The organism is Nocardioides aquaticus, from assembly GCF_018459925.1.
Lineage (GTDB): Bacteria > Actinomycetota > Actinomycetes > Propionibacteriales > Nocardioidaceae > Nocardioides > Nocardioides aquaticus.
In genome coordinates this window covers 2,883,082-2,898,031 of the sequence record NZ_CP075371.1, presented here as the reverse complement: position 1 = coordinate 2,898,031, position 14,950 = coordinate 2,883,082, and the positions used below count along the sequence as shown (strand labels likewise).

Sequence of the window (14,950 nt, the reverse complement as noted above, 5' to 3'; positions counted from 1 at the left end):
CTCGAGCCGCGTGAGGCTCCGGTAGACCTCAGGTGCCTGACCGGTCAGCAGGCACCACGCGGCCTGCTCCTCAGCCCTCAGGCGGCCTGCGAGTCGTCTTTTCCCTCAGGCGTCTCCGGCTCGTCGGGGTCGACCTCGACGGGCTCGGGGGTGAAGTAGGCGTCGACGTCTCGCATGGACAGGCTCATGGCGGCCTTGACGGCGTCGGTGTCGTTGTCGCCCCCGCGCTTGCGGTCGACGTAGATCAGGCCGCGGCCGGCCTTGATCGGCCGCGTGGTCAGCAGGTCCAGCACCTCGGCTCCGAAGTGCTTGAGGATGCCGTCCTCCTCGTACCCGGTCAGCGACTCGACGTACTCGTTGACGGTCAGCGGGGTGGTGGGCTGAGTCTTGTCCTGGGTCTTGGTCACTGGTTCAGTCCTCTGGCTCGAATGCGGTCGTTGATCTCGTTCTCCAGCTCGCTGAGCACGGTGGGCTGGAGGGCCTGGTCGGCTTGCTGCATGAAGCCGGCGGCCTCGATGCCGCGCTTGGGCCACCCGTAGTTGATGGGGCCGGCGTAGGGCACTGAGGACCGTCCGGCGGTGATGACGGCCTTGGACTTGGCGCGGTTGCCCCGGATGTCACTGGCGAGGCGGCCGGACTTCTTCGGCGCGAAGTCGGAGGCCAGGCCTGCGCCCTTGGCTGCGATGGCAGAGAAGGCGCCCTTGAGGTCCTCGACGTCGACGCCCAGGTCTTGCAGGGCCCGCACCACCTGGGTGAGGCCTTGGACTCGGAAGCCGACGCGGTTCACAGCAGCGCCTCGTCCTGGGGGTCCGTCACGCGGGTCGGCTTGGCTGTGAATGCCCAGTCGAACCCGAACACGAAGCGGGCGCCCGGCGCTGCGTCTGCCTCACCCCCGAGCAGGTCTCCGTCGGCCTCTCCGATGAGCACCGTTCCGATGAACCAGGGCTGCTCGTCGGTCGGGACCTCTCCGCCGGCAGGGCGCAGGGCAATGTCGACGTGCTCGTCGGCATTGCTCCAGACCAGGTCCCAGAAGGAGTCCTTGCCGGGGTCCTGCGCGGCCGTGCCCTGGAGTCGGTACTGGCGCGTGGGCCCGCACAACCGCCTCTCGGTCGCGGGGATCGCTCCGCTGACGATGCGGCAGTTGCTGACGTCCGCGGTACGCGAAGTCCCGTGGACGGTCAGGGTGAGCGAGCGCCGCGACAGGTGCATCGTGACCGGGCGCTCAGGCGATGACGCGGACGGGCTTGGCGGTGTAGGTCCACTCGGCCTCGAAGGTGAACTTGGCGGTGCTCGAGGCGTTCGCCTCCCCACCGAGGATGTCGCCGTCAGGCTCGGTGATGACGACGTTGCCCGTGAAGTGCGGTGTAGCGGGGCCCGCTACGGTGCCGCCGTTGGGCTTGATGACCGCGGCGACGGTGGAGCCGGCCTGGGTCCACACCAGGTCCCAGATCGTGTCGGCGTCGGGGTCCTGCACGGCGGTGAAGGCCAGCTTGTACTCCCGGCCACCGCCGGCCGCAGCCTGTGCGAAGGAGACGAAGTCGGAGTCGGCCTCGCCCGTGGTGATGCGGCAGTTGGAGACCTGCGCGGCGTACTCCTCCCCGCCGATGGTCAGGGTGAGCAGTCGGGTTCCCAGTGCGGTCATGACAGATCCGCCTCTCTGTGTCCGTTGATGAAGGCGACCGGCAGAGTGCCGACGCCGTCGAGCTGGAGCCGTTGCAGCAGCACGGCGGTGATGACGAGGTGCGGGTCGAGCGCGGCCTTGAGGACGGGCAGCGTGTCCTCGGCGTAACGCTCGGCCTCGGCAAGGTCCTGAGGCAGCACGAGAACGACGTTCCAGTGCGCGACCCCGCCGAAGGCGTTGGGATATTCGATGCGGTCCAGGCGCGGGTAGACCGTGCCCGGGTCGGTCTCACCGACCACGTACTCGTGGCCGATGATGCCTGGGACCGAGCTGGCCGCGGCGGCGATGTCGCCTCGGCCGTTCACCCGATCACGACCCTGCGGTAGGGGGCCTCGAGCCGACGAACCTCCGGGTCGACCGATCCGACGCGGGTTGCGCCGGTCTCGTCCTGGAGCACGCCGAGCGGCAGGTTGCGCATGGCCAGAGACCGGCTGACCCGGCGCACCAGCGCAGAGGCGAGCGCCGCGTTGTACGGCTCGACGCGGCATCGGCGGGACTGGTCGGCGACCTCGGCCTCGTACACGTCCTGGATCACGAACGCGTCCCTGCCGAGGGCGATCGCGACGTCAGAGGCCTCGGGCACCGACGCGGTCACTTGACCATGACCTCGGTGCCGTCGACCAGGAACTTGCCGGGCTGGTCGAGGTAGAACGTGCCGCGGATGACGATGTGCGTCGAGCCGTCGGGGCGGATGACGATCCCAGCAGGCTTCACCGCCATCGTGTCGCCGACCTTGTAGGTCGTCTTCTTCTCGGTCTCAGCCATCACTCGTTCCCCTTCGAGGTGCGCACGTGGACCGACTCCTCGGCCGGCTCGTGCAGGTCCCAGCGGCCATCGGCCGGGCGGACGTTGCCGTTGTCGTCGTGGGCACGCATGCCCTTGCGCTCCTCAGCCGTGGGAGCGGTGCGGGTCTCGCCGTCGTCGGTCTCGACGGTGCGACGCTGACGGGCCATCAGGCATCCGCCGTGGTGTAGTCGATGGGCTTGACGTCGGAGTCGCGGAGCACTGCGCCGGCTGCGTAGCCCCAGATCGCCATGTCGACGGACTTGACCTGGTACTCGAAGGTGAACCGCTTCGGGGCCGAGGACCAGGCGTAGACGCTGGAGGGGACGAAGGAGTAGGACTTGCTGGCCGCGGTCGCACCCAGGGCCCACGCGGCGCGCATGGTCTGGTTGCCGAGCTGGACTCGGTCGAAGCCTGCGTCGACGGTGCCCTGGGCGTTGGTGGCGCCGAGGACGGGCAGGAGCTTGCGGCCGGTCGAGTCGGCAGCAGACACCAGCTTGGGGAAGAGCTGACCGTCGGCGACGAAGCGGGTGAAGCGGTTGCCGCCTCGGACGAACTGGAGGCCGGCGAAGTAGTCGGTCAGCGCGTTGATCAGGGGTGCGTCGACGGCACTGGCGAGGTTCAGCTCGGCGGTGGGAACGGCGGCCAGGACGGCGGCCACGCGGGCCTCTCGCGCCTCGAACCAGGCGTTGAGCATCTCGCCCCAGATGATCCCGTCGGCCTGCGGCGAGCCGCCCTGGTCGAGGACCTCGCGGTTGATCTCGATCTTGCCCGACAGTGCGCCGGGGGTGATGGTCTGCGAGGTCGCCGCGAAGGCGCCGGGGGTGGGCTCGACGCCCTCGGTGTGAACGCTCACCAGGCCGGAGGTTGAGGAGAACTTGGGCACCGTGAACGGGGTGCGGTCATCGATCGTGCCGGTGGAGACCGAGTCCCACAGCGGCGTCGCGTAGGTCAGGTTCGGCACGTAGAGCTCGGGCCGGTTCTTGGTCGGGTTCAGCGTGCCGGTGTTGGTCGTGGTGACCGCGAAGGCTTCCTCGACGAAGGTCTCGAAACGCTGCTTGGCAACGCTGTCGCCGTTCTGCGCCGCCCGCATGTCCTCGACCAGGCTGTGGTCGCCCGCGAGGCCGTCGAAGCGGTACGGCAGGGCCTCGGTGACCTCGAGACCCTCGGTGGCCGAGACGCTCTCGCGGCCTCCCTGCGGGGCCTGGAGGTTCGCGAAGCCGGTCTGGATGCCGGCGCTCAGGGCGTCGGTGAGCGCCGAGAAGTCGAGACCGGGGGCCTCGACGACCGGCTCGGTCGTGGTGTCGGTCATGTGGTTCTCCTCGGTGTCGAAAGCGACGCTGGTAACTCGCGCCCCGCCGAAGACCGGCGCAGGCGTGAGGCTGATCTCGTGGATCGGGATGTCGACGGCGTGGTAGACGCCGCCACGGATGGCGTACTTGGCTCCCTCGCTGGGGCCGATGGAGAGGCCGTCCCAGACCTCGTCCTCGGCAAGGGACAGGGCGCGGTCACCGTCGGCGCCACGGGCGACCCGGAAGGCGACGTCGAGGCCCTCGTCGTTGTCGTCCCACTCGGTGACGACCCCAGCGGCCTGGGTCTTGTCGTGGAGGGCCCACAGCTTGACCTTCATCCCCTCGCGGGGGCGGATGGTGCCCTTGCTGAACTGGAACTGCTTGCCGTCCTTGAGGCCCTGCACGCCGTAGGGGACGGCTCGGCCGCGGATGATCCGCTTCTCGACGTCGACGGCGAAGACAGTCCCGGCGGGTGCGGCGACGTCCATGGTCACGGTCTCGCTCATGCGGTCTCCTCGGTGCGCTGGGTGGGCGTGCTGCCGATCGCGCGCACGGGAGCGATGGGGCGCTCAGCGATCAACTGCGGCTTGCCCTCGGCGGGCCGGATCTCCTCGGGCCCGATGGCGCCGACCTCCAGGCCGAGCTTGTAAGCCTCGAAACGCTCCTTGGCAGACGAGCGCAGGAACCCGTCGAGGTCGAAGCGCACCAGCGAGCCGCGCGGGGTGACGTCGCCCATCGAGAGGCGGTCCTCGACGGCGGCGCGGTAGCTGCCGAGGGTGAAGTCGAGGAAGTTCTTGCGGCGGTCGAACTGGTTGGCGTAGGTCCGCGAGGTGGTCGAGACGCCCAGCTCTTCGGGGTCGACGCCGGCCACGCGGGCGATCTCGAGCACGGCGTGCTGGCGCTGGTCGGCCAGCTCGAGCTGCTCGGGATTGAAGGTGGCGGTGTGGTAGTTCACCGCGGCCGGGACCCATGCGGTCGACCGGCGCTTCCGGGCAGACGCCCAAGGGTCGAGCAGCAGCGACTGGGCCTCGGTGTCGTCGTCGAACGGGTCGGCGCCCTCGGCCGGGGTGAAGTAGTCACCGGGAGGCGCACCGTCGGCGTAACGCTGAGCGGCCTGGTCGAGCAGGAGGCACTGACGGATCGCGCGGGCGCCGGCAACGAGCAGCGCGTCGTTCGGGGAGTCGAAGCGGATCAGCTCGTCGTCAGGGACGTGCTTGCCGCCGACGTAGACCTTGCCCTGATCCTCGTCGAGGGAGACCTCGTCGGGCTTGAGGCGCTTCACGCGGGCCGGGAAGTTGCGGTAGTCGGACTCGATGATCCGCCACCAGGCGACCTGCTCGAAGAGGAGATCCTCGACCAGGCGGGACATGGTCACCGAGCGGGGGACGTTGCGCTCGGGCTGCTGGAGCCAGGAGGCGGACTCGATGCTGAGATCGGCCTTGACCACGCTGAGCGGGAGCTGGCCGAGCGAGCCAACGATCAGGTCGCGGGACCGCTTGACGGCCGGGACCTGGATGGCCTCACGGCGCGAGACGCGGGGAGCGATCGCGGTGGCGGAGGCGTAGGACTCCAGGCCGATCACTGAGGGCGGGACTGACTCGGCGTCGACCGCGAAGGTCGACGCCGAGTCCGTGTCTACTGCCGGAGGACCAGCCCGGAGCGCATCCCACATCCACCCCACGAGCACCACCGTGTCGGGCGTCGCGCCCGCGCGGGGCTGCGTTGTCAGTCCTGGCCGACCCCACGGTCAGGAACTGGCCACCACCACGCGCGGCTTGCCGATTCGAGCTCTGGCAACGCGGATCGCCCAGACCGCGGCCTTGATCGCATCGGCCCTGCTCGAGGAGACCATGCGAGGCCCGTCGGCTCCCGGCAACGTGCGCACGGCGAGCACCTGATCGGTGAGGTGCTGCCCTCCGTCGTGGCGCACCAGATCCTCAGACAGCATCCGGGAGAGGTCGTTGACCGAGGTGGCGGTGCGGCTCTCGCCCTTCGTGCGGTTGACGCGCCTGGCTGCCGGCTCCGTCATCAGCGAGGCACCCAGCGGGGTCCGCCCCCGGTAGCCGGTGGCCCGCAGAGCGTCGACCGCAGAGTCGAAGTCGGCATGGTCGGAGACCGAGACCACCAGGCGCTCGTCGAGGCGCCAGACCAGCGAAAGACTGATCCCGCGGCCGAACCAGGACTCGATCGCAGCGCCGTCGGGTGTATTTACACCTGCGGTCTCGACAAGGGCGCCCCACCTGGTCTCGGTGGTGATCCCTTCGCCCCGCTGCTGACGACGTTCCCGGAAGCGCCAGACGTTGCCGTACTGCGCGATGAAACCCTGCATGGGATCGGGGTCGTCTGCCTCCGGGTCGGCCTCGCCGGCCAGCGCCTTCGCGTACTTGCTGCCGACCATCCGACGGCGATCCTCCGACCAATGCGGCGACGCTGAGCGCCAAGCCGTCTCATCACCCGGGTCCGCACCAGGAGGCATCGCCCAGACCAGCAGCAGCGTCTCCCCGTCGTCGGTAGCCAGAGCGTCGAGGATCCGCCCACGCATCAGGCTGGTCGCCCGTCGGTGCGCCGTCGAGGTCAGCACGAGCTGCGGTGACTGCCGCTCCAGCATCGTCGGCTCGAGGTCGTCGTCAATGCTGGAGGGCGGCACGTCCCACGCCTCGTCACACAGCGCCAGGCAGGCGTCGTACCCGGTCGTGGAGTCCTTGCTGCGGGCGACCCAGCGGTTCACGCCGAGGTAGGAGACCTCCGGCTCGGTCATGCCGCGCTTGATGTCCCAGTCCTCCAGCGGCTGCGCCCACGCCCACGCCTTGCGCATGACCTCACGCACGATCGCGAGGTCCTTGCCGGTGTGCAGCACCAGCTGCTCGGGCTCGAAGAGCGTCGGGCCGTTCGCCAGTCGCCACAACGCCATCCCACGCAGGCGAACCGACTTGCCGATCCGCCGCGGCCCCGACTCGAGGATGACCCGCCAGCACAGCGTGCCGTCCGCGCGGTGCTGAAGCTGAAGGACGATCGCCAGCTTCTGCCACCAGCGCAGACGCAGAGGCCGACCGCGCTCCATGACGTTGGACTCCATCCACTCGATGGCCGCCGGCCCCATGCTGCCGACCGCATCGGGGTGAACGCCCGTGACCCACAGCGGTGGAGCACCATCCCCAGGGACGTCGAGGTACGGCGTGAGCCACTGCGGTGCGTCCCGGCAGAGATCGGCCCACGCGAGACCGTCTCGAGCCTCGACGAGCGGCACTGAGGCCTCCCGTGTGTGTGTCGGAAGGAGCGGGGGCTGCCCGGGGCCGTCGTCGTGGGGAAAATCGCTCAGTGCGGCGCGTGCGCCCTCTGCTCGGGCCTTCTCGATCACGGCTGCCTGCGCGCTGGCGTCGGAGCACCCCCGGTGCTCGGCCTGCCAGTTGCCAGGGTCGTCGATCAGGTCGGGCCGCATCACGCGGCTGACCCGGTGGCCCACGACCCAGGGCTCGGTGCCGTCCACGATGCGGGGGCAGCGCCCGCACTGCACCGGCAGCCATGCACCCACGATGGTGCGTGCGGTGGTGACCCTGCGTCCTGACCAACTGCCGCTCATGCGCCACCCCGGTGGATGGCAGGACACGGGTGGCCGGCGTGGCCGGGCAGGACCAGACACCCGGCGCTGCTGCACCCGTCGATGACGCGGCGTTCGCGGGCGAGCTTGATAGCCCGGCTTACCTGCCGTGAGTCACGGGTATCCAGCACGTCGCGCAGTTGACCCGGGTAGGCCCGAGCGTGGCCGTGTCTGTCGGCGTTGGCCAGAGCCCAGACCCACACCCGCGCCCAGGCTGGGAGGTAGTGGTTGCTTACCTGCTGGTCGAGGACGGTCATGGCTTGGTGTTCCTCTCGGTCGGCAGCAGCCGGTCAGTCGTGGCCAGCAGGTCGGCGTAGGCAATGCCGAGCTCGTCTCGCGAGATCAGCAACTCGCCCTCGGTCTGGTCGAGAGCTGCTCGCACGCGGTCGGCTAGGGCGTCGAGCTCGCAGCGCGGGCATCGGCAGGGCGCGGGGTCGCGGTCTTGGCTGGGGAATGGGATGACGGTTGCGGTCATCACGACACCTCGCGCTGGTCTGTGCGACAGGAAGTGCAGGCGAGATCGCCGTGAGCCGCGCAGACCGCGAGATGGAAGGCCACCGGGTCGTGCTGGGTCCCTTCTTCTCTGCCTCGTCGGCGACGGCGAGTAGAGGCCTCCGGACCGATGTGCGCCTCCGGTGCGGTTACTGCTTCTTCGTGGCTACCCCCCAGGGCGTACATCTCACCGTGCTCCTGTTCGGTGAGATGTACGCCAGGGCGTACATCGAGATGACGGCTCTCGCGTACATCTCGCTTGTCTGGATTCAGGCCCTGGTAGACCGCGGTGTGGCCCTGGCGAGGACGGGTCACTGGGTCGAGGAACCGGTGCGCACGCGCCGCCTTGATCCATTCCGAGATCCGCGCGGGAGCCACGCCGAAGTGCTTGGCCAGCTCGCCGCTGGGCACAGAGACTATGCCGTTCGCATTCATGTCGTCAGACAGGCGCAGGAGCAGCAGCCGAGCCCCATTGGTCATCGCCACTGACTCCACCTGACCGCGCCGCTTCCCTTTCTCAACGACGACCTCGACCGGCTCGCGGTCCGCGTAGACGGCTTTGCGGAACTGCATGACGCGCGCGGAGTAGGTCCGGCGCTCGGTGTAGGTGCGGCGGTTGCTCAAGACGCCTCCCACAATGAGTCGAAGGTGTCGACCAGCTCGACGAACGGGACGATCGTCGACCGGTTGCGGTACGCCGAGGCGACCGCAGTCATCCGGTAGTAGCGCTCACGCTGCTGCTCGAGGGTCGACTGGCCGAGGTAGTCGTCTGCTCGGGGTCGTGCGGCGGCCCAGCGTGCGGCCTGCCGCTCGTTGTGGATGCTCCACCCGTCGAGCAGGGCCTGGGCGAGGACCCGTGCGCGGAAGTGCTCGACGTGGTCCTGCTGCTCCGGCGTCACCAGCGACCACCACCCGGGTCAGCTTGCTCGGGGAAGCGAGGGGCGGGCGCGGCCAGCAACGCGTCAATCGCACGGGCTCGTGCCGATCGTCTGCCGATCACCTCGATGTCGTAGCCAAGGTGTTCGGCGAGCGCGATCGATGACCGAGCCGAACGCTCCTGACAACTCCAGCCGCGTGCGCTGGCGACCCAGACTGGAGCTCGGCCCGTGATCTGGATCAGGATCTCGCGGCTTCCGCGGCCGCGCAGGATGCTCTGGTGCCGGTCGATCTCCACCTCGAGGGTGCGCCGGCGCCTCATGCCTGCGCCCCGTACTCCGCTCGGGCCTTCTCAAGGTGCTCAAGCCGGATAGCCCAGACGTTGTCCCCGGCGAGACCGAGGGCGCGGAACGCGACGAAGCGGCAGCCGTAGTCGCTGAGGTCATCGAAGACCTCAGGAAACTCGTGGAGCAGTTTGCGCTTGGGGGCAGCCTTCGCCTCGCGATCGACGTTGGCGACCGCCCTGTTGGCGGTCGGGTCCGACTGGTTCAGCCGGCGGGCCATCAGGCGGACCCCCCGGCCGGGATGCGACGCATTAGGGCATCGAGGTCCGCGCGGTCGATACGGACTAGACGAGAGCCACGGACGCGGTGGCCGTCGAGGGTGCCGCGGGAGATGTAGTTGCGAACCGTGCGATCGGTCACGCCGAGATAGTCGGCGGCCTCCTGCTGGCTAAGCCAACGGCGGTCGGTGATTCTGATGGACATGCAAAAGCTCCTTGGGCATGGCAATTAAGCCTTGCCTAAGGAGCAAGTTCATCCTGTCATCCGCCAACCCCGAATGGAGCTGCTGGTGGAACCATCCTACATCAACTGGAAGGGAGTGCGCCGGTCACGATCTTGCCCGGTTCGTATGCCAGCCTCAGCCGGTGCATCCGGTTGACCACCGTCTCGATTCGATACTTCTCGAACCCGCGACACTTCGGCGTCCCGCAGGTCAGTCGCACTTGGGTAAAGGCCTCGTACTCACCCTCACTAAAGGACTCGCTCAGGCCGTGGTACTGCTGCCCCACGCGGCGGTAGGTATGAATCCAGACCGCATCCTGTCGAAACTTGACCGCCTCCGCGTCAATTCCGAACAAGGCCATCTTGGCCGAGCAGGACGGGCAGTCGAGACGCCACATCACGGCCTGGTCGCGGGGGGCGTGCAACTCCGGATTCATCATGGGTGACGGGTCGAAGTGCGATGTGATCCGGTACCAGTGGAAGTCGGCCGCAGCCGACAGTTGTTCGTCAGTCCAGCCACCTTCTGGCGGTTCCTCCTCGCTCAGTATTCGGTACGCGAACTCCGGCGCGACCGACTTGCCGATCGGAACAATCTTGCCGCCGACAATCAGGTAGTCGTTGTCGTAGGCCCACTGGATCATGTGGCCCTCGGGAAGCTCGCCTCCCACTACTCACTCACCTCCACCATGGCCGACAGGCGCCGTGCAATCTCGACGTCACGCTCCTGCGCGGCATGCTGGTATCGCAGCGCCGCTGCCGGCGTCGAGTGCCCCAGCCTGCCCATCAGTTCGATCAACGTGGCGCCGGTCTGCGCGGCCAGCACGGCTCCGGTGTGCCGAAGGTCGTGCCATCGGAGGTCCGGGCGTCCAGCGACGTCACGGGCGCGGTAGAACACGCGATAGAGGCTCGAGGGGGCCAGGTGCCCACCGCCCTTGGCTGGGAACAGCAACCCGCCACGACCCGGCTCGGCGTGCTGCAACAGGTGCTCGCGCACCAGCGGCATCAAGTGGGGCGGGATCGCCACGTCACGGCTGCCCGCGTCGCTCTTGGGCGCCTTGATGATCGTCCGCCCTGCGGCACGCACGACGCCACGACGGATGCGAAGCGTGCCGGTCTTGGTGTCGACGTCCTCGCGGCGCAGCTCGGTCAGCTCGCCGAACCGCAGGGCGCACCAGGACGCCAGCAGAGCCATCAACCGATACCGCTCGGGCATGGCGGCGACGATGGCCTCGAGCTCGCCGAGCGTGGCCGGCCGGACCTTCTTCACGCGCTGGGTCGAGCCACCTCCGCGCACCTTGGCCGGGTTGGCCGTCGTGATGAGGTTTCGGTCCACCGCAGTGCCCAGGATGGTCCGCAGCAGGGAGTAGGCGTGTGCCTGGGTGGTCGGCTTCCCGACGGCAGTTACGGCATACCAGTGGTCGACGAGCTCAGGCGTGATGTAGCGCAGGGGAGTCCCGCCGAACGTGGGCAGGATGTAGGTGTCCAGCAGCGTCCGGTAGTGCTCGAGGGTGCGATCAGCCAGGGGTCGGCCCCGCACCAACCTGCCCGCGATCCACGCCTCGGCGTAGTCACCGAACGTCAGCACCTTGGCTCCCGGCGCCCCGGTCGGTGGTCGCCATGTCTCGCGCACGATGTCAGTGCGGACTGTCGACAGCCAGGACTCTGCGTCGCCCTTGGTGTCAAAGGTGACGTGAGCCTTATGCGAATGACCGTCAGGGCCGGTGTACCGCGCTTGCCAGCGGCCCGAGGGGAGTCGTCGGGTGTTGCCGAAGCCGGTCCGGCTCCCCTTGGTGTTGGGCATCTGACCTCCGTGTCGTGCCACCAGCATGCCAGATCAGTTTAGCAGTCTGTTCCGTTGTGTTCCGCTACGTACCGCGCTACTGTTCCGAGTGTTCGCAGGTCACGACCGGGTTTGAGCAGGTCAGGGCCAGTGACGCCAAGTACGTCGGAAACTGGTTCGAACCCAGTATCGCCCACCGTCACTTGCGCAGGTCAGGGCTGGTTCTGCTTCGCGAGGACCTGCCTTCGTGCTACCCACGTGTTATCCGGACGGATGCGGAGGGATAGCACGACGGGCAGCACTTACCTGAGGAAACGGACTATGGACGGTCCGGAGCCCCCACACTGTGCCCATGCCGTCTCGAATCCTGCTGCTCTTGCCCGCGCTGGCGGTGGTGCTGGCCGGGTGCGGAGACGACTCGTCCGAGGGGGAGTCCACGTCCGCACCGTCGACCGAGGCGCCGCCATCTCCGAGCGAGGAGCCGGCACCCGAAGGTGAGAGCGACGACTGTCGCGTCGCGGCCGCGACCTGGACTGACCGGGTCGGGGAGCACTCCCTCGACGGTTCCACGACGGCACCAGCGTTTGCCGAGACTGTGAACCTGGACAACCTCCGGGCGTTGGACAGCGAAATGAGCGTTCTCTGCTCCAAGGAGCTGTACCGAGCTGTCCAGCGGACCATGGTTCCGCTGACCGAGATGAACTACGAACTGTCGCTTTGTGCCCTCTATGACAGGTGTGACCCGGCCGCCGCAAAGAAGGTCCGTGCCCTGGCTAGCGATACTGCTCAGGCCAACAACAAGGTCCGAGACCTGATCTGAGGTCCGTTTCCGGACCGGAAACCTGGCCTGCCAGGGGCGGGGACCGGCCCGAACGCTCCCCTCGTCGGCGCCCGGGTCGTAACCTCACCGGCCTTGATCACCAGCGTGCCGAGCGCGTCGAGGTCTGCTTCACCGGCCGCTGGGGCGAAGACGTCGCGCCGGGGCTCCTGCTGGCGTGGCGCCCTCCGCTCGAGGGTCGCGGGTGGCAGGGCTGGGTAATCACGGCTGTACCCGCCCGGGACGGGCGCGGGGACCCGTTCGTGCGGCAACTCTGGGTGGCGGCATCCTGCATCCGTTCGGTGGACGTCGGCGGGGCTGGTCAGTCCACCAACTCCGGTGTGTCAACACCCGTAATGTGGCGCCATGGCAAACGGGAAAGTGGTCGGCGGCCGGTATATGACCGCAATGGTCTTGCTGACCCCTAAGGGCGAACTCGCCCTGCAGGTTCCTCTCAAGTTCAGGAAGGTGCCGCTTAATCGGGAAACAGTTCTGGCTTGGGAAGAGCTCAACACGGAAACGCGGGCCGGTGCTGCCGGTGCCGTCGGTGCCGTCGGTCAAGCGATGGCGGGCGCTGTCTTGCCAGGACTTGTCGGTAAGCTGGCCTCAGCCGCTATCGGTTCCACGGTCGATACGATGCGCCCGGCTCGCACCCTTCGGATCGATTGGGCCGACGGGGATCAGTCCCTGATCCAACTGCCGGAGAAGTTGTTCACGCACCTCGCGATCGTATTGAAAGACCGCCAAGCGTTGCTCGCCGCGCCGCCGCCCGAGCCCGCCGCGCGGACCCAGGACTTTCCCCAGCCGATGGCTGTTCCGGCCCCGCCGACGTCGGTGCCGGACCTCACCGAGCAGATCGCGAAACTCGCTGCACTCCGCGACCAAGGTGTGCTCACCGAAGACGAGTTCGTGGCGAAGAAGACTGAGTTGCTGGCGCGCCTCTAAGACGATCCTCCCGTCAAGGGGACGTCGTCGAGACCCAGGCTCTGGCAAGAAGGCGGCCGACGCGAAGGCGTCCCGGGTTCCTCGGCTGGGAACTACAGGCCTCTGTGGTGCGGCAGGATCGGCGGCCGCCCCACGGACTCCGGCACGACGTCGCCCGTCTTCATGTCGGTGACCTCGATCCGAGCAGCCTCGTACCGCTCCCAGCCGACCAATGCAGGGTTGGCCTTGCCTGCCACCCTCAGCCGTTCGTTTCCCTCAGCCGTGCTGTCGGACCGGTTCGCGGTCGGCCGACGCGCCGTCGAGTAAGCCTCAAACCACCCGTCGTGAGCAAGAGAAGGCAAGGCCTCGGAAAAAGGTCTCGGTCCGCACGATTCGATCTAAGGTCTGCCTCATGGCAACTGCGATGCGTGCGCTCATCCTCGGCGCTTCCTCAGCACTCGTCCTGGGTTTGGCCCCTCCCACGAGTGCTGCTGACGCCACGCGCACCGATCCGCGTGGCGATGCGGCCGCCAAGTACGACCTGTTGTCGGGGAAGTACGTCAACAGCGCGCAGGCCTTCAGCGTCAATGCCAAGGTCGCCAACCTGCAGAACGTGACGACCCAGGTCCGCGTCAGCTTCGCGACCCCCGCGATGAAACGCAGGAACTCCCAGTTCGAGGTCTACGCCAAGCGTGCGCGTGGCGGCGCAAGAACGAAGGTGTTGTACAGCCGGAGCGGCGGCACCTGGGACCGACTGAACTGCAGTGGCCTTCGCGCCACATGGAAGCTCGACCAGGACCGATTTGTAGTACGCGTCCCGCAGGCCTGCCTCGGAGAAGGTGTGGGCAAGCAGACCGCGTACACCTCGATCGGCCTACCGAACCGCGAGTTCGCAGACACCCTGACCAGAACAGTCGTCCGGTATCGCTGAGTAAAGTTAGCTCGCTCAGCCGCGAGAGGGACGGGGCCCGGACGCACGTGGCGCAGAAACCCGTGACGAGCGGGGCGCCTCATTGCCGTCCGAGGTCTCGGGGGCAACGACTGACGCGAGGCTTACCCTCTGCCGCGGGGTGACGTTGACAAGGGCCATTTCCCCGCTGCCCCAGTTCTGCGACAACTCGGCCAAGCACTAGTCGCCACCACCCCCGTCGCCACCGCCCTCGCTGCGGGCCCGCGCCGCCCGCACCGCCGAGATCAGGGCTCGCTCGGCCTCGCCGACCCCCGCGACGATCTCCCTCATCCGGCGGTCGGCCTCCTTGACCCTGTCCTTCGGGACGAGGAGCCTCGTCGGCATCGCGACGTTGAGCGCCGCGACGAGCAGCGCCGTCCGCTCGTCCGGGACCGCCTCACCGAGCAGGGCCGCACGCACCCGGGCAGCCGGCTCGTCGCGGCCGGCCGCCGTGAGGTGCAGGCGGCGACGTTTGAAGAGCCCGCCGGTCACCCGCTCCTCCTCCACGACCAGGCCCTCGGCGACCAGCCGCTCGACCAGGTGCTCGGGACCCGGCAGGAAGTCCACCTGGCCCACCGTCTTCCATCCCGGCCGGTAGAGCTCCAGGCGCGTCAGGGTCATGTCGAGCTCAGGGTCCCCGAGCAGGGAGGAGCCGACCAGGGTGTGGCGGGTGGCCTTCCCGGACCCGGTCACCTGCAACCGCCCCTCGTGCGCGAGCTCGATGAGGAGCGCCGCGGACCAGATGTGCCGGGTGTGGTCCCACAGCGTGCCGGTGACCGGGTGGACGCAGATCAGGAGCGCCTCGTGGGCCAGGGAGGGCGTCATGCGGGCCGGGACGGGCGTGGGCGAGATGAGGGGTTCGTCCGCGACGCCGAACGCCTTGAGCAACCACTCCCACACGCGCGTACGCCTCCGACCGGACTTGATGGGTCTGCTGATCCCGCCTCTGTCGCGGTTACTCCACCATCTCGTT

At 68.3% G+C, this 14,950-nt stretch carries 23 protein-coding genes; 3 read left to right on the top strand and 20 right to left on the bottom strand.

All coding sequences use genetic code 11. The annotated features are described in order from the left end of the window. Nucleotides 1-77: 77 nt before the first annotated feature. The 19 genes from ENKNEFLB_RS14085 to ENKNEFLB_RS14000 all read right to left on the bottom strand — a co-directional run bounded on the left by ENKNEFLB_RS14085 (nt 78) and on the right by ENKNEFLB_RS14000 (nt 11,308). Nucleotides 78-407: a hypothetical protein gene (locus tag ENKNEFLB_RS14085; RefSeq protein WP_214055986.1), complete on the bottom strand. Its 330-nt coding sequence runs from the start codon at nt 405-407 to the stop codon at nt 78-80. Beyond that, nucleotides 404-787 (bottom strand): hypothetical protein, encoded by a 384-nt coding sequence (locus ENKNEFLB_RS14080; protein ID WP_214055985.1) that lies wholly within the window; start codon nt 785-787, stop codon nt 404-406. Before ENKNEFLB_RS14080 ends, ENKNEFLB_RS14085 begins: the two co-directional genes overlap by 4 nt. After that, nucleotides 784-1,098, bottom strand: coding sequence for a hypothetical protein (locus ENKNEFLB_RS14075; protein WP_214055984.1), 315 nt, complete (start codon nt 1,096-1,098; stop codon nt 784-786). Before ENKNEFLB_RS14075 ends, ENKNEFLB_RS14080 begins: the two co-directional genes overlap by 4 nt. 124 nt (nt 1,099-1,222) lie before the next feature. Continuing rightward, nucleotides 1,223-1,642 carry a hypothetical protein gene (locus ENKNEFLB_RS14070; protein ID WP_214055983.1) on the bottom strand — a complete coding sequence of 140 codons (420 nt, stop codon included), beginning with the start codon at nt 1,640-1,642 and terminating at the stop codon, nt 1,223-1,225. Continuing rightward, nucleotides 1,639-1,986: a hypothetical protein gene (locus ENKNEFLB_RS14065; RefSeq protein WP_214055982.1), complete on the bottom strand. Its 348-nt coding sequence runs from the start codon at nt 1,984-1,986 to the stop codon at nt 1,639-1,641. The genes ENKNEFLB_RS14070 and ENKNEFLB_RS14065 overlap by 4 nt, the downstream gene beginning before the upstream one ends. Continuing rightward, nucleotides 1,983-2,276, bottom strand: a complete 294-nt coding sequence (locus ENKNEFLB_RS14060; RefSeq protein WP_214055981.1) for a hypothetical protein — start codon at nt 2,274-2,276, stop codon at nt 1,983-1,985. Before ENKNEFLB_RS14060 ends, ENKNEFLB_RS14065 begins: the two co-directional genes overlap by 4 nt. After that, nucleotides 2,273-2,446, bottom strand: a complete 174-nt coding sequence (locus ENKNEFLB_RS14055; protein ID WP_214055980.1) for a hypothetical protein — start codon at nt 2,444-2,446, stop codon at nt 2,273-2,275. Before ENKNEFLB_RS14055 ends, ENKNEFLB_RS14060 begins: the two co-directional genes overlap by 4 nt. Next, nucleotides 2,446-2,634 (bottom strand): hypothetical protein, encoded by a 189-nt coding sequence (locus ENKNEFLB_RS14050; protein ID WP_214055979.1) that lies wholly within the window; start codon nt 2,632-2,634, stop codon nt 2,446-2,448. The genes ENKNEFLB_RS14055 and ENKNEFLB_RS14050 overlap by 1 nt, the downstream gene beginning before the upstream one ends. Then, on the bottom strand, nt 2,634-4,262 hold the full coding sequence (locus ENKNEFLB_RS14045) for an HK97 family phage prohead protease (RefSeq protein WP_214055978.1): 1,629 nt from the start codon (nt 4,260-4,262) through the stop codon (nt 2,634-2,636). The genes ENKNEFLB_RS14050 and ENKNEFLB_RS14045 overlap by 1 nt, the downstream gene beginning before the upstream one ends. Continuing rightward, a complete protein-coding gene (locus ENKNEFLB_RS14040) occupies nt 4,259-5,338 on the bottom strand; it encodes a phage portal protein (protein WP_214055977.1) in 1,080 nt (359 codons plus the stop codon). Before ENKNEFLB_RS14040 ends, ENKNEFLB_RS14045 begins: the two co-directional genes overlap by 4 nt. A 165-nt stretch (nt 5,339-5,503) precedes the next feature. Next, on the bottom strand, nt 5,504-7,243 hold the full coding sequence (locus ENKNEFLB_RS14035; RefSeq protein WP_214055976.1) for a phage terminase family protein: 1,740 nt from the start codon (nt 7,241-7,243) through the stop codon (nt 5,504-5,506). A 364-nt stretch (nt 7,244-7,607) separates the two neighbouring features. After that, nucleotides 7,608-7,736, bottom strand: a complete 129-nt coding sequence (locus tag ENKNEFLB_RS22920; protein ID WP_275955895.1) for a hypothetical protein — start codon at nt 7,734-7,736, stop codon at nt 7,608-7,610. 92 nt (nt 7,737-7,828) lie between these two features. After that, nucleotides 7,829-8,470 carry a hypothetical protein gene (locus tag ENKNEFLB_RS14030; protein ID WP_214055975.1) on the bottom strand — a complete coding sequence of 214 codons (642 nt, stop codon included), beginning with the start codon at nt 8,468-8,470 and terminating at the stop codon, nt 7,829-7,831. Next, nucleotides 8,467-8,745, bottom strand: a complete 279-nt coding sequence (locus ENKNEFLB_RS14025) for a hypothetical protein (protein WP_214055974.1) — start codon at nt 8,743-8,745, stop codon at nt 8,467-8,469. The genes ENKNEFLB_RS14030 and ENKNEFLB_RS14025 overlap by 4 nt, the downstream gene beginning before the upstream one ends. After that, nucleotides 8,742-9,020 (bottom strand): hypothetical protein, encoded by a 279-nt coding sequence (locus ENKNEFLB_RS14020; protein WP_214055973.1) that lies wholly within the window; start codon nt 9,018-9,020, stop codon nt 8,742-8,744. The genes ENKNEFLB_RS14025 and ENKNEFLB_RS14020 overlap by 4 nt, the downstream gene beginning before the upstream one ends. A gap of 20 nt (nt 9,021-9,040) precedes the next feature. Continuing rightward, nucleotides 9,041-9,286, bottom strand: coding sequence for a hypothetical protein (locus tag ENKNEFLB_RS14015; RefSeq protein WP_214055972.1), 246 nt, complete (start codon nt 9,284-9,286; stop codon nt 9,041-9,043). Beyond that, a complete protein-coding gene (locus tag ENKNEFLB_RS14010) occupies nt 9,286-9,489 on the bottom strand; it encodes a helix-turn-helix domain-containing protein (protein WP_214055971.1) in 204 nt (67 codons plus the stop codon). Before ENKNEFLB_RS14010 ends, ENKNEFLB_RS14015 begins: the two co-directional genes overlap by 1 nt. Nucleotides 9,490-9,590: 101 nt before the next feature. Beyond that, nucleotides 9,591-10,175, bottom strand: a complete 585-nt coding sequence (locus ENKNEFLB_RS14005; protein WP_214055970.1) for a hypothetical protein — start codon at nt 10,173-10,175, stop codon at nt 9,591-9,593. After that, nucleotides 10,175-11,308, bottom strand: a complete 1,134-nt coding sequence (locus ENKNEFLB_RS14000; RefSeq protein WP_214055969.1) for a tyrosine-type recombinase/integrase — start codon at nt 11,306-11,308, stop codon at nt 10,175-10,177. Before ENKNEFLB_RS14000 ends, ENKNEFLB_RS14005 begins: the two co-directional genes overlap by 1 nt. Before the next feature lie 331 nt (nt 11,309-11,639). On the opposite strand from ENKNEFLB_RS14000, the gene ENKNEFLB_RS13995 reads away from it, so the two are divergent. The 3 genes from ENKNEFLB_RS13995 to ENKNEFLB_RS13985 all read left to right on the top strand — a co-directional run bounded on the left by ENKNEFLB_RS13995 (nt 11,640) and on the right by ENKNEFLB_RS13985 (nt 13,959). Continuing rightward, nucleotides 11,640-12,107, top strand: a complete 468-nt coding sequence (locus ENKNEFLB_RS13995) for a hypothetical protein (protein WP_214055968.1) — start codon at nt 11,640-11,642, stop codon at nt 12,105-12,107. Nucleotides 12,108-12,470: 363 nt separating this feature from the next. After that, the gene (locus tag ENKNEFLB_RS22630) at nt 12,471-13,049 is read left to right on the top strand and encodes an SHOCT domain-containing protein (protein WP_246535553.1); all 579 of its coding nucleotides are present in this window, start codon (nt 12,471-12,473) and stop codon (nt 13,047-13,049) included. A gap of 391 nt (nt 13,050-13,440) precedes the next feature. Then, complete coding sequence (locus ENKNEFLB_RS13985; RefSeq protein WP_214055967.1) at nt 13,441-13,959, top strand: hypothetical protein; 519 nt, start codon at nt 13,441-13,443, stop codon at nt 13,957-13,959. 198 nt (nt 13,960-14,157) lie between these two features. Here ENKNEFLB_RS13985 and ENKNEFLB_RS13980 read toward each other — a convergent pair whose 3' ends face one another. Then, nucleotides 14,158-14,877: a GOLPH3/VPS74 family protein gene (locus ENKNEFLB_RS13980; RefSeq protein WP_214055966.1), complete on the bottom strand. Its 720-nt coding sequence runs from the start codon at nt 14,875-14,877 to the stop codon at nt 14,158-14,160. Between the last annotated feature and the right edge of the window lie 73 nt (nt 14,878-14,950).

Excerpts from the sequence above, each read along its gene's own strand:
- ENKNEFLB_RS14010 (WP_214055971.1), bottom strand. The coding sequence starts at position 9,489 with ATGTCCATCAGAATCACCGACCGCCGTTGGCTTAGCCAGCAGGAGGCC.
- ENKNEFLB_RS14050 (WP_214055979.1), bottom strand. The coding sequence starts at position 2,634 with ATGGCCCGTCAGCGTCGCACCGTCGAGACCGACGACGGCGAGACCCGC.
- ENKNEFLB_RS13985 (WP_214055967.1), top strand. The coding sequence starts at position 13,441 with ATGGCAACTGCGATGCGTGCGCTCATCCTCGGCGCTTCCTCAGCACTC.
- ENKNEFLB_RS14055 (WP_214055980.1), bottom strand. The coding sequence starts at position 2,446 with ATGGCTGAGACCGAGAAGAAGACGACCTACAAGGTCGGCGACACGATG.
- ENKNEFLB_RS14070 (WP_214055983.1), bottom strand. The coding sequence starts at position 1,642 with ATGACCGCACTGGGAACCCGACTGCTCACCCTGACCATCGGCGGGGAG.
- ENKNEFLB_RS13995 (WP_214055968.1), top strand. The coding sequence starts at position 11,640 with ATGCCGTCTCGAATCCTGCTGCTCTTGCCCGCGCTGGCGGTGGTGCTG.
- ENKNEFLB_RS22630 (WP_246535553.1), top strand. The coding sequence starts at position 12,471 with ATGGCAAACGGGAAAGTGGTCGGCGGCCGGTATATGACCGCAATGGTC.
- ENKNEFLB_RS14045 (WP_214055978.1), bottom strand. The coding sequence starts at position 4,262 with ATGAGCGAGACCGTGACCATGGACGTCGCCGCACCCGCCGGGACTGTC.
- ENKNEFLB_RS14015 (WP_214055972.1), bottom strand. The coding sequence starts at position 9,286 with ATGGCCCGCCGGCTGAACCAGTCGGACCCGACCGCCAACAGGGCGGTC.
- ENKNEFLB_RS14000 (WP_214055969.1), bottom strand. The coding sequence starts at position 11,308 with ATGCCCAACACCAAGGGGAGCCGGACCGGCTTCGGCAACACCCGACGA.